At 59.1% G+C, this 23,011-nt stretch carries 23 protein-coding genes; 5 read left to right on the top strand and 18 right to left on the bottom strand.

Going from position 1 to position 23,011, the window contains the following annotated elements:
• Positions 1–11: 11 nt before the first annotated feature.
• From rpsD to rplQ, 3 genes are read left to right on the top strand one after another with little or no spacing between them, the layout of a single operon-like run.
• Positions 12–632: a 30S ribosomal protein S4 gene (gene rpsD, locus ACFOZ5_RS09770; protein WP_379886864.1), complete on the top strand. Its 621-nt coding sequence runs from the start codon at positions 12–14 to the stop codon at positions 630–632.
• A 34-nt stretch (positions 633–666) separates the two neighbouring features.
• On the top strand, positions 667–1,671 hold the full coding sequence (locus ACFOZ5_RS09765; RefSeq protein WP_379886862.1) for a DNA-directed RNA polymerase subunit alpha: 1,005 nt from the start codon (positions 667–669) through the stop codon (positions 1,669–1,671).
• Between the two features lie 33 nt (positions 1,672–1,704).
• Complete coding sequence (gene rplQ / locus ACFOZ5_RS09760) at positions 1,705–2,097, top strand: 50S ribosomal protein L17 (RefSeq protein WP_379886861.1); 393 nt, start codon at positions 1,705–1,707, stop codon at positions 2,095–2,097.
• Between the two features lie 117 nt (positions 2,098–2,214).
• On the opposite strand, the gene ACFOZ5_RS09755 is transcribed toward rplQ, so the two are convergent.
• The 9 genes from ACFOZ5_RS09755 to ACFOZ5_RS09715 all read right to left on the bottom strand — a co-directional run bounded on the left by ACFOZ5_RS09755 (position 2,215) and on the right by ACFOZ5_RS09715 (position 11,793).
• Positions 2,215–3,072, bottom strand: a complete 858-nt coding sequence (locus ACFOZ5_RS09755; protein ID WP_379886860.1) for an alpha/beta hydrolase — start codon at positions 3,070–3,072, stop codon at positions 2,215–2,217.
• Positions 3,042–4,925, bottom strand: a complete 1,884-nt coding sequence (locus ACFOZ5_RS09750; RefSeq protein WP_379886859.1) for an Lnb N-terminal periplasmic domain-containing protein — start codon at positions 4,923–4,925, stop codon at positions 3,042–3,044. The genes ACFOZ5_RS09755 and ACFOZ5_RS09750 overlap by 31 nt, the downstream gene beginning before the upstream one ends.
• A gap of 102 nt (positions 4,926–5,027) precedes the next feature.
• Positions 5,028–5,489, bottom strand: coding sequence for a DUF3015 domain-containing protein (locus ACFOZ5_RS09745; protein WP_379886858.1), 462 nt, complete (start codon positions 5,487–5,489; stop codon positions 5,028–5,030).
• A 210-nt stretch (positions 5,490–5,699) separates the two neighbouring features.
• A complete protein-coding gene (locus tag ACFOZ5_RS09740; protein WP_379886857.1) occupies positions 5,700–6,401 on the bottom strand; it encodes an ABC transporter ATP-binding protein in 702 nt (233 codons plus the stop codon).
• A gap of 3 nt (positions 6,402–6,404) precedes the next feature.
• A complete protein-coding gene (gene livG / locus ACFOZ5_RS09735; protein WP_379886856.1) occupies positions 6,405–7,160 on the bottom strand; it encodes a high-affinity branched-chain amino acid ABC transporter ATP-binding protein LivG in 756 nt (251 codons plus the stop codon).
• A 2-nt stretch (positions 7,161–7,162) separates the two neighbouring features.
• Positions 7,163–8,434, bottom strand: a complete 1,272-nt coding sequence (locus tag ACFOZ5_RS09730) for a high-affinity branched-chain amino acid ABC transporter permease LivM (protein ID WP_379886855.1) — start codon at positions 8,432–8,434, stop codon at positions 7,163–7,165.
• Positions 8,434–9,357 carry a high-affinity branched-chain amino acid ABC transporter permease LivH gene (gene livH, locus ACFOZ5_RS09725; protein ID WP_379886854.1) on the bottom strand — a complete coding sequence of 308 codons (924 nt, stop codon included), beginning with the start codon at positions 9,355–9,357 and terminating at the stop codon, positions 8,434–8,436. Before livH ends, ACFOZ5_RS09730 begins: the two co-directional genes overlap by 1 nt.
• 84 nt (positions 9,358–9,441) lie before the next feature.
• The gene (locus ACFOZ5_RS09720) at positions 9,442–10,557 is read right to left on the bottom strand and encodes a branched-chain amino acid ABC transporter substrate-binding protein (protein ID WP_379886853.1); all 1,116 of its coding nucleotides are present in this window, start codon (positions 10,555–10,557) and stop codon (positions 9,442–9,444) included.
• Between the two features lie 309 nt (positions 10,558–10,866).
• Positions 10,867–11,793 (bottom strand): tetratricopeptide repeat protein, encoded by a 927-nt coding sequence (locus ACFOZ5_RS09715; protein ID WP_379886852.1) that lies wholly within the window; start codon positions 11,791–11,793, stop codon positions 10,867–10,869.
• Positions 11,794–12,011: 218 nt separating this feature from the next.
• Here ACFOZ5_RS09715 and ACFOZ5_RS09710 point away from each other — a divergent pair, with 218 nt between their 5' ends.
• Positions 12,012–12,557, top strand: coding sequence for a MarR family winged helix-turn-helix transcriptional regulator (locus ACFOZ5_RS09710; RefSeq protein WP_379886851.1), 546 nt, complete (start codon positions 12,012–12,014; stop codon positions 12,555–12,557).
• Between the two features lie 54 nt (positions 12,558–12,611).
• Here the strand turns inward: ACFOZ5_RS09710 and ACFOZ5_RS09705 are convergent, their stop codons facing one another.
• From ACFOZ5_RS09705 to trhP, 8 genes are all read right to left on the bottom strand, one after another.
• Positions 12,612–13,073, bottom strand: a complete 462-nt coding sequence (locus ACFOZ5_RS09705; protein ID WP_379886849.1) for a SufE family protein — start codon at positions 13,071–13,073, stop codon at positions 12,612–12,614.
• Positions 13,070–13,612, bottom strand: coding sequence for a putative Fe-S cluster assembly protein SufT (sufT, locus tag ACFOZ5_RS09700; RefSeq protein ID WP_379886848.1), 543 nt, complete (start codon positions 13,610–13,612; stop codon positions 13,070–13,072). Before sufT ends, ACFOZ5_RS09705 begins: the two co-directional genes overlap by 4 nt.
• Before the next feature lie 235 nt (positions 13,613–13,847).
• Complete coding sequence (locus ACFOZ5_RS09695; protein ID WP_379886847.1) at positions 13,848–14,201, bottom strand: HesB/IscA family protein; 354 nt, start codon at positions 14,199–14,201, stop codon at positions 13,848–13,850.
• A gap of 13 nt (positions 14,202–14,214) precedes the next feature.
• A complete protein-coding gene (locus tag ACFOZ5_RS09690; RefSeq protein WP_379886846.1) occupies positions 14,215–15,468 on the bottom strand; it encodes an aminotransferase class V-fold PLP-dependent enzyme in 1,254 nt (417 codons plus the stop codon).
• A gap of 6 nt (positions 15,469–15,474) precedes the next feature.
• The gene (gene sufD / locus ACFOZ5_RS09685; RefSeq protein WP_379886845.1) at positions 15,475–16,758 is read right to left on the bottom strand and encodes a Fe-S cluster assembly protein SufD; all 1,284 of its coding nucleotides are present in this window, start codon (positions 16,756–16,758) and stop codon (positions 15,475–15,477) included.
• A 15-nt stretch (positions 16,759–16,773) separates the two neighbouring features.
• Positions 16,774–17,541, bottom strand: coding sequence for a Fe-S cluster assembly ATPase SufC (gene sufC / locus ACFOZ5_RS09680; protein WP_379886843.1), 768 nt, complete (start codon positions 17,539–17,541; stop codon positions 16,774–16,776).
• Between the two features lie 234 nt (positions 17,542–17,775).
• Positions 17,776–19,224, bottom strand: a complete 1,449-nt coding sequence (gene sufB / locus ACFOZ5_RS09675; RefSeq protein ID WP_379886842.1) for a Fe-S cluster assembly protein SufB — start codon at positions 19,222–19,224, stop codon at positions 17,776–17,778.
• Between the two features lie 352 nt (positions 19,225–19,576).
• Positions 19,577–20,890 carry a prephenate-dependent tRNA uridine(34) hydroxylase TrhP gene (gene trhP / locus ACFOZ5_RS09670; RefSeq protein ID WP_379886841.1) on the bottom strand — a complete coding sequence of 438 codons (1,314 nt, stop codon included), beginning with the start codon at positions 20,888–20,890 and terminating at the stop codon, positions 19,577–19,579.
• Positions 20,891–21,085: 195 nt separating this feature from the next.
• Between trhP and ACFOZ5_RS09665 the strand changes: the two genes are divergently transcribed.
• Complete coding sequence (locus ACFOZ5_RS09665) at positions 21,086–21,556, top strand: helix-turn-helix transcriptional regulator (protein WP_379886840.1); 471 nt, start codon at positions 21,086–21,088, stop codon at positions 21,554–21,556.
• A gap of 230 nt (positions 21,557–21,786) precedes the next feature.
• Here ACFOZ5_RS09665 and fabB read toward each other — a convergent pair whose 3' ends face one another.
• Positions 21,787–23,001: a beta-ketoacyl-ACP synthase I gene (gene fabB / locus ACFOZ5_RS09660; RefSeq protein WP_379886839.1), complete on the bottom strand. Its 1,215-nt coding sequence runs from the start codon at positions 22,999–23,001 to the stop codon at positions 21,787–21,789.
• Between the last annotated feature and the right edge of the window lie 10 nt (positions 23,002–23,011).

Below are 23,011 nucleotides of genomic sequence, written 5' to 3'. Positions count from 1 at the left end.
GACAGTTAGATATGGCACGTTACATAGGTCCGAAATGTAAGCTGTCTCGCCGTGAGGGGACAGATCTTTTCCTGAAAAGTGGTGTTCGTGCGCTTGAGTCAAAGTGCAACATCGAACAGCCGCCGGGCATGCATGGCACCCGTCGTGGTCGTCTGTCCGAATATGGCGTACAGCTCCGTGAAAAACAGAAAGTCCGTCGTATCTACGGCGTACTGGAGAAGCAGTTCCGCAACTATTACAAGGAAGCTGCCCGTCTGAAGGGCGCTACCGGCGAGAATCTGCTGCAATTGCTGGAAGCCCGTCTCGACAACGTGGTTTACCGCATGGGCTTTGGCTGCACCCGCGCCGAAGCACGTCAGCTGGTATCCCACAAGGCGGTTCTGGTGAACGACAAGCCGGTGAACATCCCGTCCTACCAGGTTCGTCCCGGTGACGTGGTGAGCATCCGTGAAAAGGCCAAGAACCAGTTGCGCGTCAAGGGTGCGCTGGATCTCGCTGCGAGTCGTGCCCCGGTAGAATGGGTCGAGGTTGACGCCAACAAGATGACCGGCACCTTCAAGACGGTACCTGAGCGTACCGAATTGTCGTCGGACATCAACGAGAACCTCATCGTCGAGCTTTACTCCAAGTAAAGTCCATTAGCAACGAGAGCAGATAGGGGCGTCTATGCAGCGTTCAGTACATGAGTTATTGACACCTCGTACCATCGACGTGAAGGAGCTGAGCAGCACTCGCGCCAAGGTGACTCTGGAGCCGCTCGAGCGTGGCTTCGGTCATACCCTGGGCAGTGCCCTGCGCCGTATCCTCTTGTCCTCAATGCCGGGCTGTGCCATCACCGAGGCGCAGATCGACGGTGTGCTGCACGAGTACAGTGCTATTGAGGGCGTTCAGGAGGACGTCATTGAGATTCTTCTGAACCTCAAGGGCATCGCGGTCAAGATGGGCGGGCGTGACGAAGCTGAGGTCTCCCTCAGCAAGAAAGGCCCGGGTGTTGTGACCGCTGGCGACATCGCGCTGGATCACGATGTTGAAGTGACCAATCCGGATCATGTGATCTGTCACCTGAGTGAAAAGGGTGAAGTGAACATGCGCCTGAAGGTTATGCGCGGCCGTGGTTACGAGCCTGCTGACCAGCGCGGTCTTGATGAAGACGAGACCCGTGCGATTGGACGCCTGCAGCTGGACGCTACCTTCAGTCCGGTACGTCGCGTCGCCTACGCGGTTGAAAGTGCCCGTGTAGAGCAGCGTACCGACCTGGACAAGCTGGTTATCGACCTGGAGACCAATGGTACGATCGATCCGGAAGAAGCGATTCGCCGGGCCGCCACCATTCTCCAGCAGCAGCTGGCCGTCTTTGTCGACTTCGATCATGAGAAAGAGCCGGAGAACGTAGAGGAAGAGGAAGAAATCGATCCGATCCTGCTGCGTCCGGTGGATGATCTGGAGCTGACGGTCCGTTCAGCAAACTGCCTCAAAGCAGAAAACATTTACTACATCGGCGATCTCATCCAGCGGACAGAAGTAGAGCTGCTGAAGACGCCTAACCTGGGTAAAAAGTCGCTTACCGAAATTAAGGACGTGCTGGCCTCCCGTGGCCTGTCCCTGGGTATGCGTCTTGACAACTGGCCGCCGGCAAGCCTTCGTGGTGATGACCGGGTTCTGGGCGGTTGATCGCCGATTAGTTCGAGTTAAGGAATAAGAGCAATGCGTCATCGTAAGAGTGGTCGTAAGTTCAGCAGGACCAGTGCGCATCGCAAGGCCATGTTTCGGAACATGACTGCGTCACTGGTTGGTCATGAGCTGATCAAAACAACCCTGCCCAAGGCGAAGGAACTTCGTCGGGTAGCGGAGCCGTTGATCACGCTCGCCAAGAATGATTCGGTTGCCAATCGTCGTCTGGCATTTTCCCGCCTGCGCGACGATGCAGCAGTCGCCAAGCTCTTTGACGAGCTGGGCCCGCGTTACAGCGAACGTCCTGGTGGCTATCTGCGTATCCTCAAGTGCGGCTTCCGTGCCGGCGATAATGCCCCGATGGCATTCGTCGAGCTGGTTGGTCGTCCTGTGGACATTGAAGCCGAAGAGGTCGATGACGAGTAAGTTTCGTCGTCGTATCCGAGAAAAAGCCGGGGGCCACAAGCTTCCGGCTTTTTTTTGTCTGCAGGACAGGGAGCAGGGTGTTGGATGTCCAAGCCATGCCGTGGACTGGTCGGACGCCTATCGGCTTGACGACTCTTCCATGAACCGTAACAGGGCCTCCTGGTATTCGGGCAGCATGAAGCTACCCGCATGGGGCATGTCGGTGCGCAGGAAACGTTTGGGCTCTTCCGCGGCCTCGTAGAGGGCAAGGCCGTGGTGGATGGGGATGATACCGTCCCGAACGCTGTGAATGATCATAACGGGCACCGGGCTGATCCTGCCTATAAGGTCCACGCCCTCGTACTGGTCGGTGACCGTCCAGCTCAGCGGTATCTGAAATGGCCATGTCAGCCAGAAGTTATCCAGTTTTTCCCGGGCGATGGCGCGAAAACCCGAAAAGGTGCTGTCTGCGATAACTCCGGATAGAGGCGGGTGTTCATTGCGAGGAACCCATTCACTCGCCAGCGTGATGGCCACGGCGCCACCCAGACTCTGGCCCAGCAGGTAGAGCGGAAGCTCGTCAGTGTCCCTTTCCCGACCCAGCCAGCGCAGACCTGTCTCCGCGTCGTGCAACGCGCCCTCCAGGTCGGGTGCGCCGGAGGACTGACCATACCCCCGATAGTCGATCAGCAGGACGTTGTAGCCTGCCTCAGGCAGCCAGGCCACGTTAAGGATATGGCTGCTGATATTCTGGGCATTGCCGTGAAGGAAATAGACATGGCCGCGGGCGTTGCCCTGGGCCGGTAGCCACCACGCATGCAGGGTTTCTCCGTCCGGGGTATCGATCCAGATCTCGTCATGGGCCAGTTCCAGGCGGTCAGGCGTAATGTAAACCTGCCGGTCCGGAAAAAAGAACAGGCTGGTGCAACCACTTTGTAGCAGTCCCAGGCTGGTCAGCGTGACGATCAGAAGTAGGCGCGGAATCCGAGCTTCCATAGGCTTTCATACCGGTCGTAGTGGTGGTTCCTCTCCAGTGACGCTTTTATGCTGTAATCCCGCCCGAAGTGCCAGGCGCCTTCAAGGTATAACGTATCCTCCCGATGCTGGTCGCCGGCGATCCAGGCTTTGCTACGCAGGCCGGTCATCAGGCTTACGAGATCGCCCTGGCGGAGCAGGGCCAGATCGGCGCCGGGGGCTATGTCGTAGCCCCGCCGCATGTGCTTGCTTATCTCCAGGTCACCGGTGACCATGGTCAGTGCCCTGAGCTGGCTGCCAAGGCGCCAGGTGCCACCGGCGCCACCTTCCACATAGGGTGTAAAGATCCGGTCGCCGTCAGCCACTTCCGAGCGCCGGCCGCCAAAACTCACCTGCCATGAGAGCGGGGTAAAGAACGCATCCCGGGGCGTCAGTGAGCGAATACCGACACCCACCAGGCGTTCAACCTGCAATTCCTGGTGATCATGGTAAAGCCGTGTGTCCAAACGCAGGAACTGCAGCTGGGCGCCAGGGCGGTAACCTGCCGGCGGATCGAGAAGGTCGTGGTAGGCAGGACGCAGCGACAGCTCCGTGTAGTGTCGGGCTCCCGTGTAGCCGCCAGCAACGCCGATGCGCATGGTGTCGTGGCCCTGATCATCCCGAACCTCGGGTCGCTCCGGGGGGGCTATGGGTGGCTGATCGTCCAGTTGGCTGCGTGCGACCAGCAGGTCGTGGGACAGGGGGGCAGCAAAATCCCGGGGCCAGTCCTCTTCCTGGGTCTGATGGCGGACATAGTCGTAGGTGGCATCAAGCACCTTCGCCTTTGAGGCGTCAGGCAACGATCGCACTTCGGTGTCGTCCACGCGCACATAGCCGTTGGCGATCGCTGCTGACAGCTGCCGCTCGTTGCTGTCGAGGCTGTTCAGTGCATGGCCTACCTGGGTGGCAGAGGAGGGGCGATAGGTGACGTCCGCCACCAGGTCACGGTCGACTATCCAACGGATGGTGTCCGAGGGAATGGCGTGGGTGCTGACTTCGTCCAGCAGTCCGGTGCCGGGGCGCGCAACGTCGATCAGGGCCAGCAGTCGGTAGGCACAGTTTTCGTCAAAGAAGTAATAGTCGAAATTGCGGTTCCGTATCTCCCAGGTATGGGCCAGCATCTGGTCGACCTCGTCCTGGTTCAGGTTGAGCTCGTATTCCCAAAGATCCCGGTTTTCGATATCGGAATACACCTTCACCATTTCATAGTAGGGGCGAACGGAGGTGATCCCGGGGTAGCCGCCAACGATTCCCCGGTAGGCAAACAGGATTTCACTGTCATGCTCCGCGGCATCGGCGGCATAGGAGATGGTGTTGGCCAGCAGCAGATTGGTCTCGCCGTCTTCTTTCGGTGGATCCAGCCGCAGAAAGGTATGCCCGAACATGGAGGAAGGACTGTTCAGGTAGGAAGCGGCAAAAACCATGGTGACGGCGCGGGTGTTCAGCTGCGCTTTCCAGTCATTGAAGTCGGTGCACGCCGGCTCAGGTGCGGGCAGCTCCAGTTGGGAGCGGATCCAGGCGTCGCGGGCCGGGAACTGGCATCGGGCATGCGCGTTGGGTTCACCGCTCACGGGGGCGGTGATCGCATCGATCGTGGCCTTCAGTTCCGCCCGTGGGTCGTGCTTGCCGTTCTCGGCGAGGAAAAAACTGGCGTCATCGGCCTGGCCGGTGTGCCCGGAGCCCAGGGTATCCGGATGATAGTGGCCGAGTGTGAGCCAGGCGTCGGAAGCTGCGAGTTCCGTCAGCTTTTCGGGGGACAGGGTGTCGGCAAGGGCGCCTGTGGCGGCGGTAAGCAGCAGCCCGAGAGTCAGGCCTGGAAAGGTCCGTGGTGGCATGGAAAGTGTGGTCTTGTGGCTGAAAGGCTGCAGTGCAGGCAGTGGATCCGGGAGATTGACGGCCCGCCCCGGGGGGGCGGACCGTCGGAGAGCATCGACGTATCAGGCTACGTACTTGCTCAGACGCTCGTTCTGCTCGAGCAGTGCCACAATGGCATCTACTGCCTGATCAGAGGTGGTATCAGCATCCGGGAAGATAGATGCAAAGTTATCCTGCAGCAGTTGGCTGAACTCGCCCCGATCGGACTCATCCACGCCCAGCAGGACCGCCAGGGTTTCCAGGTTCTCGCCGGAACCGCGAGACATATCGCGGGCAACCTTGTCGATGTTGCTGTCCATGTACATGGCCATGGACTGGACGGATTCGTTGGTCTGACAGCCGAGTGTGCCGGTCGTCATGCCAAACGTCTGGTTACCGAAAATACCGTTGGTGGTTGCTGCCAACACGTGCGGGGCGATGCCGGACTGTCCTTTCCAGACCATGGCACCGACACCACATCCTGGCTGTGCGAAAGCCATGCTGGATGCACCGAGTAGAATGGCACCTGCAATCAGTTTTTTCATGTTCTGCTCCTTGATTATCGTTTTGCGTCGCTCATTGCCGAATGGGCTCTCCAGGAGCCTGCATTCGTAAGGTACAGTAGTCTGCGCGGTTGACTATCTGCCGCGCAGGCTCCTCGTCCGGAACCCTGACTGTTCCTGGAACAGTATAGTCCAGACTGTCCAAACGCCAAGCTTGATCGTTGATATTCCGGAAGAAATAACGACCGTTTCTCATCCACCGAGATAGGCAGCCTGGACGTCGGGGTTGGCCAGGAGGTTTGCTCCGGTATCCTGAAGCCTGATGCGACCTGTCTCCAGGACATAGCCACGGTCGGCAAGCTGCAGTGCCTGGTTGGCGTTCTGCTCCACCAGGAACACGGTGATACCTTCCTCCCGCAACTTTCCGATGATCTCAAAGATCTGTTTGATCACCAGAGGGGCCAGTCCCAGGGACGGTTCATCCAGGATCATCATCCGCGGTCTACTCATCAGCGCCCGGCCGATGGCCAGCATCTGCTGCTCACCGCCTGACATGGTGCCGGCCCGTTGATGTTCCCGCTCCTTCAGGCGCGGGAACAGCTCGTAGACGTGTTCGATGCCTTTCTGGTTATCCGCCCGCGAATTGAAGAAGCCCCCCATGAAGAGATTCTCTTCCACGGTCAGGCCCGAGAAGACGCGACGCCCCTCGGGGACGATGGCGATGCCAGAGCGCATGATGTCTGCGGTGGGCAGCCGGGTGATATCCCGGCCCTCCAGGAGGACCCGGCCCGATGTCGCCTGGGGAGTGCCACACACGGTCATCAGCAGGGTGGTCTTGCCAGCGCCATTGGCACCGATCAGGGAGACGATCTCCCCCTGTTTTACCTCGACGGACACGCCATGGAGCGCCTCGATCTTGCCGTAGTGGGTATGAACATCTTCCAGTAACAGCATGGGTCAGGCTTCTCCCAGGTAGGCTTTGATAACGTCGTCGTTGTTGCGGATCTCGTCCGGTGTTCCCTGAGCCAGCGGACGGCCCTGGCTGATCACGTTGATACGATCGGATATGCCCATAACCAGGCTCATGTCGTGTTCGATCAGCACCACGGATACGTTGTAATCTTCTTTCAGGCTGATGATCAGCTGGTCCAGCTCACGGGTTTCTGCCGGGTTGAGGCCGGCCGCAGGCTCATCCAGCATCAGCAGCCGGGGTTCGGTGACCATGCAGCGGGCAATTTCCAGACGTCGCTGCTGGCCATAGGCCAGGTTGCCTGCCTCACGGTTTGCCATCTCCATCAGACCGACTCTTTCCAGCCAGTAGGCGGCCCGGTCCAGGGCTTTCTGCTCCCGGGCCCGGTAATTGGGCGTTGCAATCAGGCCGGACAGCAGATTGGTGTTGAGGTGTCGGTGTTGTGCCACCATCAGGTTTTCCACTACCGTCATGCGGCCGAAAAGCCGCACATGCTGGAAGGTGCGCACCAGGCCCATCCTTGAGATCCTGAAGTCCGGCTTGCCCTGAATCTCCCGGCCTTCCAGCAGAATCTTGCCACCAGTGGGTTTGTAAAAACCGCTCATGCAATTGAAAACGGTGGTCTTGCCCGCACCGTTGGGACCGATGATGGAGACGATCTCATGTTCCTGTACATCCAGTGAGACCTGATCCACCGCCAGCAGGCCACCAAAACGCATCGACAGGTTCTGTACTTCTAACACGTTTATTCCCCCGCCTTGAGTTTGATGTTCCGGCGTCGCATGGGAAGCAGGCCCTGGGGCCTCCACACCATCATCAGCACCATGGCGGCACCGAAGATCAGCATGCGGTATTCGGAAAACTCCCGTGCCAGTTCCGGCAGGATGGTGACCGCGATAGCCGCCAGGATGACCCCCATCTGGGATCCCATGCCCCCCAGAACCACAATGGCCAGGATGATGGCGGACTCCAGGAACACAAATGATTCCGGACTGATGAACCCCTGCTTGGAGGCGAATACGGTGCCGGCGAAACCTGCAAAGAAGGCGCCGATAGTGAACGCTGACAGCTTGACCCCGGTGCGGCTGAGGCCCAGGGAGCGGGCGGCAATTTCGTCCTCCCGCAGGGCTTCCCAGGCGCGACCCACCGGCATGCGCATCAGCCGGCGGATGGCAAAAGCCGTGAAGATGGCCAGCACCAATGCGATCAGGTAAAGGAAGATGACCTTGTGTTCGCCGGCATAGGCGATGCCGAAGGTTTCATGGAAGGAGGTATTACCCTCCTCTTTCACCCGCCGACCAAATTCCATGCCGAACAGGGTCGGATCAGGTATGCCGCCAATGCCGTTGGGGCCACCGGTGACGCTGGTCCAGTTGTTCAGCAGGATGCGGATAATCTCGCCGAAGCCCAGGGTGACAATGGCCAGGTAGTCCCCTCGCAACCGTAGCACCGGAAAACCCAGCACCAGGCCGAACAGGGCCGCCAGCAGGGCACCGATGGGCAGGGCCATCCAGAAGGAGAAACCCCAGTAGTTGGAGAGCAGGGCAAAGGTATAGGCTCCCACTGCGTAGAAGGCCACGTAACCCAGGTCCAGCAGGCCCGCGAGGCCCACCACAACGTTCAGGCCCAGCGCCAGCATGATGTAGATCAGCACCAGGGTGGCCAGATCCACTGAGCCCCGGGAGACAAAGAATGGCCAGATCAGTGCAATCGCGATCAGGATGCCGAGGCCAATATTCTCCAGGCGAACGCGCTTTTCCTGGGGCATGGGAGCCCGGTTGGCCATGGGGTTGAGCTCCGCCAGGCCACCGAAGCCACTCATGATCCGGTCACGGAGCAGCTGGAACAGGAATACCACCATGGCGGCGACGGCCACGGCAATCCAGGTAAAGGCACTGGCGCCGGTAACGGTGATCTGCGTCCCCTCGGCGACAAGCTTGAAGCCCAGAATCGGCCAGGCAATGATCAGTGTGATGACGGCACAAAAGAAAGCGTGTCGGAAGTTTTGGACGACCATCAAATCTTCTCCACTTCCGGTTTGCCCAGCAGCCCGGTGGGCTTGAACAGCAGGATCAGAATCAGCAGGCTGAAGGAAATCACGTCCTTGTACTCACCACTGAGATAGCCGGAGGTCATGGCCTCTGCGATACCCAGTATCAATCCGCCCAACATGGCGCCCGGAATACTGCCAATGCCACCGAGAACCGCAGCGGTAAAGGCTTTCAGGCCGGCGATAAAGCCAAACAGGGGGTCCACCGAGCCGTAGTACATGCCCAGCAACAGGCCGGCAACGGCTGCCAGGGCGGCGCCGATCACAAAGGTGGCGGAGATGATGCGGTTGGTATCAATGCCCAGCAGGTTGGCCATGCCCAGATCCTGGGACACGGCCCGGCAGGCACGTCCGATCCGGGAACGGGAAATAAACACCGACAGGGCCGTCATACAGATAAAGGTGGTGACAAAGATGACGATCTGTATCCAGGAAAGGGACATCTGGAAGCTATCATCGCTGCCAAACTGGAAGCCACCTTCAATCAGCGCCGGGAAACCGATGTTGCGGGAACCCTGGGCCAGATGGACATAATTCTGCAGGAAGATAGACATACCGATGGCGGAAATCAGCGGAATCAGGCGATGCCGACCGCGAACCGGCCGGTAGGCGACCCGCTCCACCGCCCAGCCCATGGAACTGGACACAATGACCGCGCAGATCAGCGCGATGAGAAGCACCAGCGGCAACCAGGCGATGCCCAGGGTGGCCAGACCGGTGATGGCAATCAGCGCGGTGTAGGCGCCGATCATGTAAATCTCGCCGTGGGCGAAGTTAATCATGCCGATGATGCCATAAACCATGGTGTAGCCGATGGCAATCAGGGCATAGGTGCTGCCGATGGTCAGTCCGTTGATCAGCTGCTGACAGAAATAAAGCAGGTCTTGCATGGAAGGAATTCTCCGCCAACCTGACACGCAAGTGACCTCCCCGGGGCCGGACACGCCCCCGGGGAGGTCACTTCGGGTTAAGGATTACTGGTTGACGGGCGTCTTGCTGCCGTCAGCGTGCCACTCGTAAACCACGAACTCGAAGGATTCCATGTCACCCTTGTCGTCGTAGCTGACGGTACCAATGGGCGTTTCAAAGGACCCTTCGCGCAGGGCTTCGGCGACCTCGAACGGGTCGGTGGAACCGGCCTGTTCAATGCCTTCGGCGATCAGCTGCACGGCGGTATAGGAGGTCAGTACGAACGGGCCGGACGGATCCTCACCCTTTTCCTCGAATGCCTTTACCAGTTCCTGGTTTTCCGCCTTTTGGTCAAAGCTCGGCGGCAGGGTGACCAGAAGGCCTTCGGCGGCCTCACCGGCAATGGTGTTGATGTCCTTGTTGCCGACCCCTTCAGGTCCCATGAACGTGGCATCCAGGTCCGCCTGGCGTGCCTGACGCAGAATCAGCCCCAGCTCGGGGTGGTAGCCGCCATAGTAGACGTAATCGACATCGGCCTGCTTGAGTTTGGTGACCAGCGATGAGAAATCCTTGTCACCGGCGGTGATACCTTCAAACATCACCACGTTGACGTCGGCATCTTCCAGGGTATCGCGGACGGCGGTTGCAATGCCTTCACCGTACTGCTGCTTGTCGTGAATCACTGCGACGCGCTGGGGATCCTGAGCGATCAGGTGATTGGCCGCCACCGGGCCCTGCATGCTATCGAGGCCGATGGTGCGGAACACCAGCTCGTAACCACGCTCGGTAATGGCAGGGCTGGTGGATGCCGGCGTGATCATCAGGATGCCTTCATCCTCGTAGATATCGGAGGCAGGCTGGGTCGAGCTGGAGCAGAGGTGGCCCACCACAAAGCTGACGCCGTCATTGACCATGCTGTTGGCTACGGTAACGGCCTGTTTTGGGTCGCACACATCGTCCATTTCCACGGCCTTCAGCATTTCGCCATCCACGCCACCATTGGCGTTGATCTGCTCGATGGCCATGCGGGCGCCGGCAAACTGCATATCGCCGTACTGGGCGACAGGCCCGGTCATGGGGCCCGCTATACCGATCTGTATCTCTGCCAGCGCAGCTGCGGGAACGGCGATGGCGGCGGTAACGCCGGTCGCCAGGGCAAGTTTCGTGAAGTTCTTGATCATGTGAAGCTCCTGCCAGTTATGATTTTTTCTTTATTGACAACGGATTAAACAAACACCACCTGATCTTCCCTGTCAAGGACGCCCGGGAACAGCTGGTTGGCATGTTGCCGATACCGGTCGCTGATCCCATTTTTCCCGGTTGCCTGCCTCCTTTTGCACCGGACGATGCCGGATTATGTGATATTAAGAATCATTTTTCGATGGCTTTGGGCAAAATATCGCAGACGATCCGTGGTGATTTCCCGATGATGCGAAATGGTAGCAAGAGCCGCGCCATCCTTAGTGCTGATCGTCCATATGATGACCTGCTCAGGTCTCCTCCTGTTCCGGGTCGGACTCTTCCGGGTAGATCAGGTCGCGGAAGGCCTGGTGATCCTGAAGCCTGGAAAAGCTCGGATCCACCGAGGCGTCGTCGCGGTAGGCGTCGGAGATTTCCACCGCCGTGGCGAGGTTGGCCACGGCATCATCCCAGCGGCCGATCTCGGCATAGGCACAGGCAAGCTGATAGTGAGCGTGGCCGTTCTGGGGGTCCAGCTTCAGTGCCCGCTGACAAAGGCTGATGGCCCACAGCGGTTCCTGCATTTCCAGTACCGCATCGGCCTTGAAACTCAGGGCTTCCACATCGTCCGGGCGAAGATCCAGAATGCGGTCGTAGGCGCTGATCTTGTTCTGTTGGGAGGTTTCCTGGCTGGCTTTCAGCCACAGGGAATGCACCTCGTTGGTGCGTTCGATCTCTGCCTGGTTCTGGTGGATGATGTCGGATTTCTGTTGCAGCTGTTCCTCGATGGACTCAAGACGGTTCTCGTATTCCACCACCAGTTCGTTCACCCGCTTCTCTGCGAGGCTGGTGAGCTGATTGCGCATGTCACGAATCGAATTCCAGCCGATCACCACCAGGATAGAAGTGGCACCGGCGATCAGGTAGAAGAAATAGGTCACGGTATCGGTGGCATAGGACATGGTCTTGTCTGCCACGGACAGTTCCTTGTCCACCACCTTTTCGATGAGTTCCGCGCGGGTGTTCTGCATCTCGGTCCGCAGGGCCTTGGTTTCTTCCAGCAGGTACAGTTCCACGAATGGCGTGTACATGGACTTCTCAAGCTCGGGGATCTCTTTCTCCACATCCTCTGCCGTGGGGCCGCCTCGTTCTTCTCCGGTGGGTTGTGCCTCGGCAATGACTGGCAGAACAAGCAGCAGTGCCAGCAGGCAAGCTCGGAGGGAGGGTATCTGGTGCATCGCAATTCCTGTAAGTCGGGTGGAAACCTGATGCGAACCATAGCATAACCTGCGGGTGGCGTACCTGTGCCCGTCGTGCTCTGCCGCAGCTTTACAGGGCCATGGAAGAGGCTGCTCCCGTGCGATGGAAAATACAGGTAGGGGGTAGGCCGTACTTGCTTTTCATGGCGTAAAGACCTCTAATAGTTAGTGGTATAAACAAATGGTGTTGTTAAAACATGTCCAACCTGAAAGAGCGCCAAGGCGATGCAATAGCCTCGCAGGCTGACGGTAAGAGTTATGAGCAGGTGCTGGTCGCCCTGCGCCGGGTCATTCGTGCCACTGACCTCCACTCCAAGCAACTGAGCAAGCACGTTGGCCTGACAGGCCCGCAGTTGCTCATCATGCGCACGATCCGGGATCTGGGCGAGGTGACCATTGGCACCATTGCCGACCATGTCAGCCTCAGTCAGGCTACGGTCACCACCATCCTTGACCGGCTGGAACACCGTAACCTGGTCTATCGGGTGCGTAGTACCCGCGACAAACGTAAGGTCCATGCCCATCTGACGGATGATGGCGCTGAACTGCTGGGCCGTGCGCCGCTGCCCCTGCAGGACAACTTCATCCGCAAGTTCCAGAATCTGGATCAATGGGAGCAGAGCATGATTGTGGCGTCGCTGCAGCGTGTTGCGAATATGATGGATGCGGACGACCTTGATGCATCCCCGGTGCTGGATGTGGGGTCAGTGCTGCGGGAAGACGGCTGGAAAGGAAAGGGTTGAGGTGCCGGGCCGCCTCACTGGCGGCCCGGGCTGGTAGTCAGCGCCCGGTAAAGGTCAGGCTGTTACTTCTTTTGCCGCGATGTCGCGGATCTTGCCCACCATGGCCCTCAGCCCGTTACCCCGGGTTGGGGAAATGTGGCGGAACAGGTCCAGCTGTTCGAACAGTTCGTCCACATCCGTTGTCAGCAGATCGCGGGGCGTCTTGCCATTCAGGGCCACCAAGATGATAGCGGCCAGGCCGCGCACGATCATGGCGTCTGAATCAATCAGCAGGTACAGCCGGTTGCTACTCTCGTCGAAGTGGTTAATCAACCAGACCTGACTCTGGCAACCGTGAACATAGTTGTCTTCCACTCGTTCATCATCCGGAAAGTCCGGTAGCTGCTTGCCCAGATCAATAATGTAGGCGTAGCGATCTTCCCAGTCATCCAGAAGCTCAAAGGCATCAACCACATCGTCCAGGGTGGTGTCCCTGCCCAGGGGATTGTCGAGAAACTGCTGTTCGCTGGCGGTCATAGCATCCCCAGTTCAAGCTTGGCTTCGTCAGTCAGCATGTCGTTGCTCCAGGGCGGGTCGAAGGTCAGTTCCACGGTGACCTTGTCGACGTTGGGCACATGCTCGACCTTGAGCTTAACATCATCGGTGATCACCGGTCCCATGCCACAACCTGCGGCTGTCAGCGTCATGCGAATGTAGACCTGGTTGCCTTCCTCGGTACCGTTCTCGATGCGGCATTGGTAAATCAACCCGAGGTCCACCACGTTTACCGGAATTTCCGGATCATAGCAGTTGCGCAGGGCTTCCCATACCTGGTTCTCGTTGACGGTGCCATCGGCAGGTGTCTCGAAGCTGCTCTCCATGGGCTTCTTGCCCAGGGCATCGGCGTTATGGCCTTCAATGCGGGCCAGGTTGCCGTTCACCGCCACCGTAAAGCTGCCGCCCAATGACTGGGTGATCGTCACAAAAGTGTCCGACGGAATCATGATTTCCGTGCCGGAGGGCACAATGCGGGCTTCCACCTCACGTTTGGTCAGGACCACTTCCCGTTCTTGCATGCTGAATCAGCCTTTTCTAAAGCTCTCTTTTTTGCCACGGAACCCACGGAAGAACACGGAAAAGCAAAGGATAAAGGCGTTATTGGCCACTAAATCCACGAAAGAACACGAAATTAAAGACAAAGATTCTGGGTTTTCAACCTGTTATTTTCGAGTCTTTTAGTGGGTTTAGTGGCTAAAGTTTTTCCTTTTTTCTTTCCGTGTCATTCTGTGGATTTCGTGGCCAATCAATTCGTCAAGCCACCGTAAAACTCTCACCACAACCACACTCGGCGGTGGCGTTGGGGTTGCGGAACTCGAACATGGAGTTGACACCCTGGGTCACAAAGTCGATCTCGATGCCATTAACCATGGGCAGGTGCTCTTTCCGGACGTAGATATCCACGCCATCCACGGAGTACACCTCGTCGTCGGCTTCCGGTGCCTCGACCCAATGGGTTTCGTATTTGAAACCGGAGCAGCCGCTCTTGCGGATAGCAAGACGAATGCCCCTGGCTTCCGGCTTTTTCGCCAGCTGCTTGCGCACATGCTCTACGGCGCTCGGGGTCATGGTGACCCCGGCGGCCGGAGTGAAGGTTTCAGCTGTCATGGTTCCACCTCCGTCAGGCAAAAAGGCGCTGGATCTTCTGCAGACCGGTGAACAACTGGTCCACCTCTTCCAGCGTATTGTAGAACGCAAAGGACGCCCGGGCGGTGCCGGGAACCCCGTAAAAATCCATCAGCGGCATGGCGCAATGGTGGCCAGTGCGGATCTCGATACCCTGCTGGTCCAGCAGCGTCCCTATATCACTGGGGTGCAGGCCTTCGATTTTAAAGGACATAACCGGCACTTTATTGGGCGCGGTACCGATCACGCTCATCCCCGGAACCGTCTCGACCAGTTCATTGGCACGCGCCAGCAGGGCCTTTTCCGAGGCCTCCATGGCCGGCCGGTCCAGGCTGTCCAGGTAGTCAATGGCAGCACCGAGACCCACGGCTTCGGCAATCGCCGGGGTGCCTGCCTCAAACTTGTAGGGCAGGGTGTTCCAGGTGGTCCGCTCGAAGGAGACACGCTCAATCATTTCGCCACCGCCCTGGTAGGGGGGGATCTCCTCAAGCAGCTGCTCCCTGCCGTACAACACACCAATGCCGGTGGGTCCGAACAGCTTGTGCGATGAGAAGGCGTAGAAGTCGCAGCCAAGGGCCTGCACGTCCGGCTTGAAGTGGGGCACCGCCTGAGCGCCATCCACCACGGTGATCACGCCCTGTGCCTTGGCCTGCTCGATCAGCGGGGCCACCGGGTTGACCGTGCCCAGCACATTGGACACGTGGGTAATGGCCAGCACCCGGGTGCGCTCGCCCAGCAGGCTGTTGAACGAGTCCAGGTCCAGCTCACCGTTCGGGTGCACCTGAATCGGGACGACTTTGGCACCGGTGCGCTCCGCCACCATCTGCCAGGGCACGATGTTGGCGTGGTGCTCCATATGGCTCACCAGGATTTCGTCACCTTCTTTCAGGCGCGGCGCCAGTCCGTTGGCCACCAGGTTGATGGCCTCGGTGGTGCCACGGGTCCAGATGACCTGGCGGGCGCTTTCGGCGTTCAGAAACCGACGTACCGTCTCACGAGCATCTTCGAAGGCTGCCGTCGCCCGGTCGCCCAGGGTATGGGCGCCCCGGTGAACGTTGGAGTGCATCTCACGGTAATACCGGTCCATGGCATCCAGCACCGCCACCGGCTTCTGGGCCGAGGCGCCATTGTCCAGGTACACCATCGGCTTGCCGTTCACCTGCTGGGACAGGATCGGAAAATCCTGGCGAACAGCGGCAACGTCAAAGCCGGTTTTGCTGGCGTTATTTGCCACGGAGAGATCGGTCATGCCGGATCAGGCCTCCTTGAAGGAATCGTCAAAGAACTGGTTCAGGCGCTCGTTGGCGCTGTCGCGAACCTGCTGTACCGGAATCTGGGAAACCAGCTCGTTGATGAACGCCATGGTCAGCAATACGTTGGCGTCGCGACGGTCGATGCCCCGGGACACCAGGTAGAACAGCGACGTCTCATCAAGCTGGCCGATGGTGGCGCCGTGGGCACACTTGACGTCATCGGCGTAGATTTCCAGTTCCGGCTTGGTGTCTATCTCTGCCCCTGTAGACAGCAACAGGTTCTTGTTGTTCATATTCGCATTGGACTTCTGGGCGTCTTTGTGAATATGAATACGACCGTTGAACACCGCGTGGGACTGATCACCGGCAATATTCCGGTAGGTCTCCTCGCTGTTGCAGTTGGGCACCATATGTTCAATGCAGGTGTGGTTGTCGTAGTGCTGCTTGCCCTGGGTAACCACCACGCCGTTTAGCTTGCACTCGGCGCCTTCGCCTTCCAGTCGCAACTGCAGGTCGTGCCGGCGCAGGGGGCCACCAAAGCCGACACAGTGGCTCTCGAAACGGGAGTCCCGCTGCTGGCGGACACCGGTGGCGCCAATATGCTGTACGTTCTGGTCTTCCACGTTCAGGCGGATGCTGGTGATCTGTGCGCCGTCGGCCACCATGAATTCGGTGACGGCATCGACCATGACCGACTCGTCGCCGCTGGATAGGTATTCCTCCACCAGGATTATCTGACTGTGGCGGCCGGCATCCACATAGATCCGCGGGTAGGCGGAACCACTGGCGGTGGCGGTAACCTCATGGACGATAAACAGTGGCTCGCGCAGCGCTGTATCCGGTTTCAGGGTGATCAGCAGGCCATCCTCGAAGCGGGCGGAGTTAAGCCGCGCCATCTGTGTAGCGTTGCTGTCCAGGGTATTGTCCAGGCGCTCGGCCAGGGAAGTCGCCTCGTCATCGGACAGGTCGGCAAAACGCTGCACCGACAGGCCGTCCACCTGTGGGAGGTTGCTGGCCTGGCTGTCTACCACACCATTGCGGAACACCACCCGGTAGCCGTCTTCGGCGATGCGGGTACTGGCACCGCCGGCGGGCAGCCCAGAGGCCAATTCGTCGGACAGCTTCAGATGCTTGCTGGAATACTTCCAGTTCTCGGTCTTGCGGGTCGGCAGTGGCATATCCACTAGCGCCGTACCCCGTTGTTTGCGCAGCGCCAGCAGCGGTTGTGGCAGTGCTTCACCCGCCGGTTGCAGGAAGGCGCTGGAAAGCGTTGGTGCTGGTTTCATTCCACGACCTCCCGATCAGTTGGCAGCTGCTGCTTCGTCTTCCTGAATGCCCAGCCAGCTGTAGCCGCGCTCTTCCAGTTCCAGGGCCAGCTCACGACCGCCGGACTTGACGATCCGGCCGCCGGCCAGCACGTGCACGTAATCCGGCACAATGTGGTTCAGCAGGCGCTGGTAGTGGGTCACCATCAGTATCGCCCGGTCTTCCGCGCGCAGGGCATTGACCCCGTCGGACACCACTTTCAGGGCGTCGATGTCGAGACCGGAATCGGTTTCGTCCAGAATCGCCAGCTTGGGCTGCAGCAACAGGGCCTGGAGGATCTCGTTGCGCTTCTTCTCGCCACCGGAGAAACCCTCGTTAACACCACGCTTGAGGAACGCCGGATCCAGGTCCACCTGCTGGGAGACCTTCTTGGCAAGCTTCATGAACTCGGCAGCGTTCATCTCTTCCTGCCCCTGATGCTTGCGCATGGCGTTAACGGCGGTGCGCAGGAACTGCATATTGCTGACGCCGGGAATTTCCACCGGATACTGGAACGCCAGGAAAATACCTTCCCGTGCCCGCTCCTCGGTTTCCAGATCCAGCAGGTTTTCACCGTTCAGGGTGACTTCGCCGGAGGTCACCTCAAATGCCTCATTGCCTGCCAGCACCTGGGACAGGGTACTCTTGCCCGAGCCGTTGGGCCCCATGATCGCGTGGACCTCCCCGGCCTTGATCTCCAGGTTGATGCCCTTGAGGATCTCTTTCCCCTCAACGGAGGCGTGCAGGTTCTTGATACTCAGCATTTGTCGGATTCTCTCTCGTCAAAACGTTCAGAATTCAATCTCGTCTATCCCCCAGCTGGCGCTGTGAGATCTCAGCAGGCCAGAAAATAGTTTGGGGGCAGTGATCGGGAGGGACTTTCCGGGACCTTCAAAAACATGGACGTTTTTGAAGAGCCTACAGGGACGTATCCACGGCGTGTCCCGGAAAGTCCCTCCCGATTGCTGGCTCTCCACCCAAGCCAGCAGGCAAATCAATTAGCCAACAGACCCTTCCAGGCTCACTTCAAGCAGTTTCCCGGCCTCGACCGCAAACTCCATCGGCAGCTCCTTGAACACCTCTTTACAGAAGCCGTTCACAATCATGGAAACCGCCTGCTCCGGGTCGATACCCCGCTGCCGGCAGAGGAACATCTGCTCGTCACTCACCTTCGAGGTGGTGGCCTCATGCTCCACAATGGCCGACTTGTTCTTGCTCTCGATGTACGGGAATGTATGCGCCCCGCACTGATCACCGATCAGCAGTGAGTCACACTGGGTATAGTTACGGGCCCCTTCGGCACCGGGCTGGAACTTCACCAGACCGCGATAGGCGTTGGAGCTGCGACCGGCGGAAATACCCTTGGAAATGATCGTGCTGGTCGTATTCTTGCCCAGATGGATCATCTTGGTGCCGGTATCCGCCTGCTGGTAGTTGTGGGTCAGGGCCACCGAGTAGAACTCGCCGACACTGTTGTCACCCTGCAGGATGCAGCTGGGATACTTCCAGGTGACGGCGGAGCCGGTCTCTACCTGGGTCCAGGAGATTTTCGAGTTCTTGCCGCGGCAGGCGCCGCGTTTGGTGACAAAGTTATAGATGCCACCCTTGCCGTGCTCATCGCCCGGGTACCAGTTCTGCACGGTGGAGTATTTGATCTGGGCATCGTCCAGCGCCACCAGCTCGACTACCGCTGCGTGCAGCTGGTTCTCGTCCCGCATGGGGGCGGTGCAGCCTTCCAGGTAGCTTACATGGCTGCCGGCATCGGCAATAATCAGCGTACGCTCGAACTGGCCGGTGTTAGCGGCATTAATGCGGAAGTAGGTGGACAGCTCCAGCGGGCAGCGAACGCCCTTGGGAATGTATACAAACGAGCCGTCAGAGAAGACCGCGGAGTTCAGGGCCGCGAAGAAGTTGTCGCCGGCCGGAACGACTGAGCCCAGATACTTTTCTACCAGCTCTGGATACTTCTGCACCGCTTCGGAAATCGGGCAGAAGATCACGCCGGCTTCGGCGAGCTGCTCCTTGAAGGTGGTGCCGATAGACACGGAATCGAAGACCGCGTCCACGGCTACGCCGGCCAGTTTCTCCCGCTCGTGCAGGGGAATGCCAAGCTTCTCGTAGGTGCGCAGCAGCTCCGGATCCACGTCGTCCAGGCTCTGGGGCATGTCTTCTTTCTTCTTGGGCGCGGAGTAGTAGGAGATGGCGTTGTAGTCCATCCGCGGATAATCCACGTGCGCCCAGGTGGGATCGTCCATCTCCAGCCAGCGACGGTAGGCTTTCAGACGCCAGTTGAGCATGAACTCCGGCTCCTGCTTGATCTCCGACAGGCGGCGGATGACATCTTCGTTCAGCCCGGGCTCGAACGAATCGGTTTCGATTTCAGTCACGAAACCGTGCTCGTATTCCCGTTTGATCAGCTCTTTCACCTCATTATCGGTGGTCGCCATGATCGTCGCTCCGTAATTCTCTCATCGTGGGCGCTTGGCCCATTGGTGTTGCCTGCAACCGGGCGACCATTCGCCACGGGAGGCAGATTCTAAGCTGGGATGTCGCAGTGGTCGCTCATCCTGTGAGTACGCCCTGCAATCAGTTATTGGATGAGTTGCCGCCCGGGAAAATCCCGGGGAGCAGCGCCTGGTAAGGCTATCCCGATGTTTCTGATGACCAATTGTACAATATCAGAGTATTTTAGTCAGGTATTATTTCGTGACAGTCAGAATTATACCCCAATCACCGCTCCGAGGCTCGCCGGGCGCGGTAATCGGGGTAATAGCGGCAGGCTGTGGTGGCAGGCGGTATTTACTGGCGGTCCACGCGGGTCAGGTAGGCGTGTGTGAGGTCGGCGGGGGTGTTGGCCGGTGGTGGTATGCGAACCACATGACCGCTGCCGGGTGCGCGCTCTGTGGCGTCACCCCGGGCTGTTTCCATGTGCCGGGCCACGAATCTCGTACGGCCGGAAGGGGTGAGAAGTTCAAGGGTATCGCCAACCCGGAACTGGTTCTTCACATCAACGGTCAGCCAGGCGTCGGAGCGATCAGTGATCGTACCTACTACCTGTTGGGTGCCCAGGAAAGAGGAACCCTGCTCGTAGGTCTGGTATTCCTTCGGGGGATGACGGCGCAGGAAGCCCTCGGTGTAGCCACGGTTCGACAGGGCTTCCAGTTCATCCATCATGGCCATGTCGAAGGGTCTGCCCGCCATGGCATCGTCAATGGCCCGCCGGTACACGCCGGTGGTCCGGGCCACGTAGTAGGTGCTCTTGGTGCGCCCTTCCAGCTTCAGGGAGTGAATGCCCATGTTCACCAGTTCCGCCACATGCTGCACGGCACGAAGGTCTTTCGAGTTCATGATGTAGGTGCCGTGCTCATCCTCATAGGCCGGAATGAAACCGCCGGGGCGATTGGGTTCTTCCAGCAGCATCTCCCGGGGCTCGAGTTGCCCGACTGAGTCGTCCTTTGAGGTGGCGATCAGGTCGCCGGTCTGATCCTGCTGGTGGGCGACCGGCTTGTAGTTCCAGCGACAGGCGTTGGTGCAGGCGCCCTGGTTGGCGTCCCGGTGGTTCATGTAGCCCGACAGCAGGCAACGCCCGGAGTAGGCCATGCAGAGCGCGCCATGGACAAACACCTCCAGTTCCATGTGCGGCACCATCCCGCGAATTTCCCGGATTTCCTCCAGGGCCAGTTCCCGGGACAGGATCACGCGCCGGATACCCTGGCGTCGCCAGAACTCCACCGTGGCCCAGTTGACGGCATTGGCCTGCACGGACAGGTGGATGGCCTGGTCCGGCCAGCGTTCACGTACCAGCATGATGAGCCCGGGGTCGGACATGATCAGGGCGTCGGGGTTGAGCTCGATGATGGGTTCCAGGTCCCTCAGGTAGGAGCGCACTTTGCTGTTATGGGGGGCGATGTTGGAAACCAGATAGAATGCCTTGCCCTGATCATGGGTCAGCTCGATACCTTCCGCCAGGGCTGCCACATCCCTGAAACTATTGTTCCGCACTCTCAGGGAGTAGCGGGGCTGGCCGGCATAGACGGCATCGGCGCCATAGGCGAGGGCGGTTTTGAGGTGGTCCAGGGTGCCGGCGGGGGCGAGAAGTTCGGGCTTGTGCATGGGTATGAGTTGTCCGGAAGAATGCGTGGTGGGGAGTCTGCCGGTGCTTTGGATGGGATGCATTGATCCGTCTCAATGTTCATGAGACAAGTTTTGAGCTAACATCTGTACGCTCAAATACACCAGGAACTCAACCAAACGCAGCGAGGTTTCCAGCCCATGAGGTCGGATGCATTGGGGACATTGATCGTCGCCATGGTGCAATTTCTTCAATCGTCGGGTTTTTCCCGGGGCGAGCTGGCCCGTTATGCAGGCCTGTCTGCGGATGAGCTGGCAGAGCCCGAGGCCCGTTTGTCGCCGTCACAGATGCAGCGCCTGTGGCAGCTGATACAGACCAGGATTTTGCCCACCATTACCTTCAGCCGACAGGTTCGCCCGCTGATTGCCCGTCATCTTGCCCGCGGCAGGGTGAAGGTGGGGGCCGTGGCAGCGGAGCTGAACATGAGCCGCCATACGCTGTACAAGAAACTCAAGGAGGAGAATCTGACCTTCGCGGGTTTGCTGGAGGACGTGCGGCGGGAGCAGGCATTGAAGTACCTGCATGATCGCAACCGGACGCTTTCAGAGGTGGCAGAGCTGCTCGGGTTTTCCGAGCTCAGTGCGTTCAGTCGGGCGTTCAAGCGATGGATGGGTAAGTCACCGGCTGAGTTTCGGGCGGCTTGCTGATGTGGCGGGGGCTGGCCTTGGGGGCTGGCTCTGCGGTGGGGTAGCTTTCTCCGCTGCAATTCACGGTACGTCCCTGTACCGACCTTGCACCGCGCCGGTCCGGCCTGCCATCACAGATGGCAGTCGTTCACCTGCGCATGAAGCTTTGCTTCATAAACACTGGTCTCACCCATGGCGCTGCTACGAAAGCTACCCCACCACATAGCCGATCAGGCCATGAGCGAAGCCGCTTAGCCCTGGTACTTCCTGAACACCAGCGATGCGTTTGTCCCACCAAAACCGAAGCTGTTGCTCATGATCAGGTCGGTCGGGGTGTTCTGCAGTTCGCGGATAATCGGGTAGCCCTCGGCGCCTTCATCAAGGGTCTCGATATTGGCGGACGGGGTGATGAAGTCATTCTGCTGCATCAGCAGAGTGTAGATGGCTTCATGCACGCCTGCTGCGCCCAGGGAGTGGCCGGTCAGAGGCTTGGTGGACCCCAGGGGCGGGATCTTGTCGCCGAATACTTCTTTGATGGCTTTCAGTTCGGTCACATCACCGGCCGGCGTTGAGGTGCCGTGGGTGTTGATGTACGACAGCTCACCCTCGACGTTTTTCAGCGCCTGCTGCATACAGCGAACAGCGCCTTCACCGCTTGGAGCTACCATGTCGGCGCCATCCGAGGTCGCACCGAAGCCGACCAGTTCGGCAATGATATTGGCGCCACGGGCCTTGGCGTGCTCCAGTTCTTCCAGGATGACCACGCCGCCGCCGCCAGCAATAACGAAACCGTCGCGGTTGGCATCGTAGGTGCGGGATGCGGTTTCCGGAGTGTCGTTATATTTGGTGGACAGGGCGCCCATGGCATCAAACAGCAGGCTCAGGCTCCAGTGAACGTCTTCACCGCCACCGGCAAACATGATGTCCTGGCGCCCCATGGCGATCAGGTCGGCAGAGTGACCGATGCAGTGGGCGCTGGTGGCACAGGCCGAGGTAATGCTGTAGTTCACGCCGCGAATGCCGTAAGCGGTGGACAGCGAGGCATTGATGGCGCTGCCCATGGTGCGGGGCACCCGGTAAGGGCCCACCCGACGGATACCACGTTCCCGGTGGGTATCGATGGAATCCATCAGCTCGACCGTGGACGCGCCACCGGTGCCCATGATGATGCCGGTGGTGTCGGCCTTGATCTGCTCGTCGGTCAGCCCCGACTGCTCGATGGCTTCTTTCATCGACAGGTAGGCGTAGGCAGAGGCCGGGCACATAAAGCGGAGCAGTTTGCGGTCAATCAACTCCTTGTAGTCCAGGTCAATGTCACCGCAGACGTGGCTGCGCAGACCTGCATCCTTGGCCTCCTGGCTGAAACGGATTCCGGGCTTCACGTCACGTAATGACTGCGTGACTTCCTCTTTATTGTTACCGAGGCTGGAAACAATGCCAATTCCGGTGATGACAACTCGACGCATGGTCCCGGCT

It is taken from the genome of Marinobacter lacisalsi (assembly GCF_042651045.1).
Lineage (GTDB): Bacteria > Pseudomonadota > Gammaproteobacteria > Pseudomonadales > Oleiphilaceae > Marinobacter > Marinobacter lacisalsi.
Note: the sequence above shows the minus strand (reverse complement) of the source record. Positions and strands in the feature narration are given on the sequence as shown.

Coding starts and splice junctions, on each gene's coding strand:
- ACFOZ5_RS09765 (WP_379886862.1), top strand. CDS start 667: ATGCAGCGTTCAGTACATGAGTTATTGACACCTCGTACCATCGACGTG.
- livH (WP_379886854.1), bottom strand. CDS start 9,357: ATGCAAGACCTGCTTTATTTCTGTCAGCAGCTGATCAACGGACTGACC.
- ACFOZ5_RS09695 (WP_379886847.1), bottom strand. CDS start 14,201: ATGACAGCTGAAACCTTCACTCCGGCCGCCGGGGTCACCATGACCCCG.
- sufD (WP_379886845.1), bottom strand. CDS start 16,758: ATGAAACCAGCACCAACGCTTTCCAGCGCCTTCCTGCAACCGGCGGGT.
- ACFOZ5_RS09705 (WP_379886849.1), bottom strand. CDS start 13,073: ATGACCGCCAGCGAACAGCAGTTTCTCGACAATCCCCTGGGCAGGGAC.
- ACFOZ5_RS09720 (WP_379886853.1), bottom strand. CDS start 10,557: ATGATCAAGAACTTCACGAAACTTGCCCTGGCGACCGGCGTTACCGCC.
- ACFOZ5_RS09710 (WP_379886851.1), top strand. CDS start 12,012: ATGTCCAACCTGAAAGAGCGCCAAGGCGATGCAATAGCCTCGCAGGCT.
- ACFOZ5_RS09740 (WP_379886857.1), bottom strand. CDS start 6,401: ATGCTGTTACTGGAAGATGTTCATACCCACTACGGCAAGATCGAGGCG.
- ACFOZ5_RS09755 (WP_379886860.1), bottom strand. CDS start 3,072: ATGGAAGCTCGGATTCCGCGCCTACTTCTGATCGTCACGCTGACCAGC.
- ACFOZ5_RS09665 (WP_379886840.1), top strand. CDS start 21,086: ATGGTGCAATTTCTTCAATCGTCGGGTTTTTCCCGGGGCGAGCTGGCC.
- rplQ (WP_379886861.1), top strand. CDS start 1,705: ATGCGTCATCGTAAGAGTGGTCGTAAGTTCAGCAGGACCAGTGCGCAT.
- ACFOZ5_RS09745 (WP_379886858.1), bottom strand. CDS start 5,489: ATGAAAAAACTGATTGCAGGTGCCATTCTACTCGGTGCATCCAGCATG.
- trhP (WP_379886841.1), bottom strand. CDS start 20,890: ATGCACAAGCCCGAACTTCTCGCCCCCGCCGGCACCCTGGACCACCTC.
- sufT (WP_379886848.1), bottom strand. CDS start 13,612: ATGCAAGAACGGGAAGTGGTCCTGACCAAACGTGAGGTGGAAGCCCGC.
- rpsD (WP_379886864.1), top strand. CDS start 12: ATGGCACGTTACATAGGTCCGAAATGTAAGCTGTCTCGCCGTGAGGGG.
- ACFOZ5_RS09730 (WP_379886855.1), bottom strand. CDS start 8,434: ATGGTCGTCCAAAACTTCCGACACGCTTTCTTTTGTGCCGTCATCACA.
- ACFOZ5_RS09690 (WP_379886846.1), bottom strand. CDS start 15,468: ATGACCGATCTCTCCGTGGCAAATAACGCCAGCAAAACCGGCTTTGAC.
- sufB (WP_379886842.1), bottom strand. CDS start 19,224: ATGGCGACCACCGATAATGAGGTGAAAGAGCTGATCAAACGGGAATAC.
- ACFOZ5_RS09750 (WP_379886859.1), bottom strand. CDS start 4,925: ATGCCACCACGGACCTTTCCAGGCCTGACTCTCGGGCTGCTGCTTACC.
- fabB (WP_379886839.1), bottom strand. CDS start 23,001: ATGCGTCGAGTTGTCATCACCGGAATTGGCATTGTTTCCAGCCTCGGT.
- ACFOZ5_RS09715 (WP_379886852.1), bottom strand. CDS start 11,793: ATGCACCAGATACCCTCCCTCCGAGCTTGCCTGCTGGCACTGCTGCTT.
- sufC (WP_379886843.1), bottom strand. CDS start 17,541: ATGCTGAGTATCAAGAACCTGCACGCCTCCGTTGAGGGGAAAGAGATC.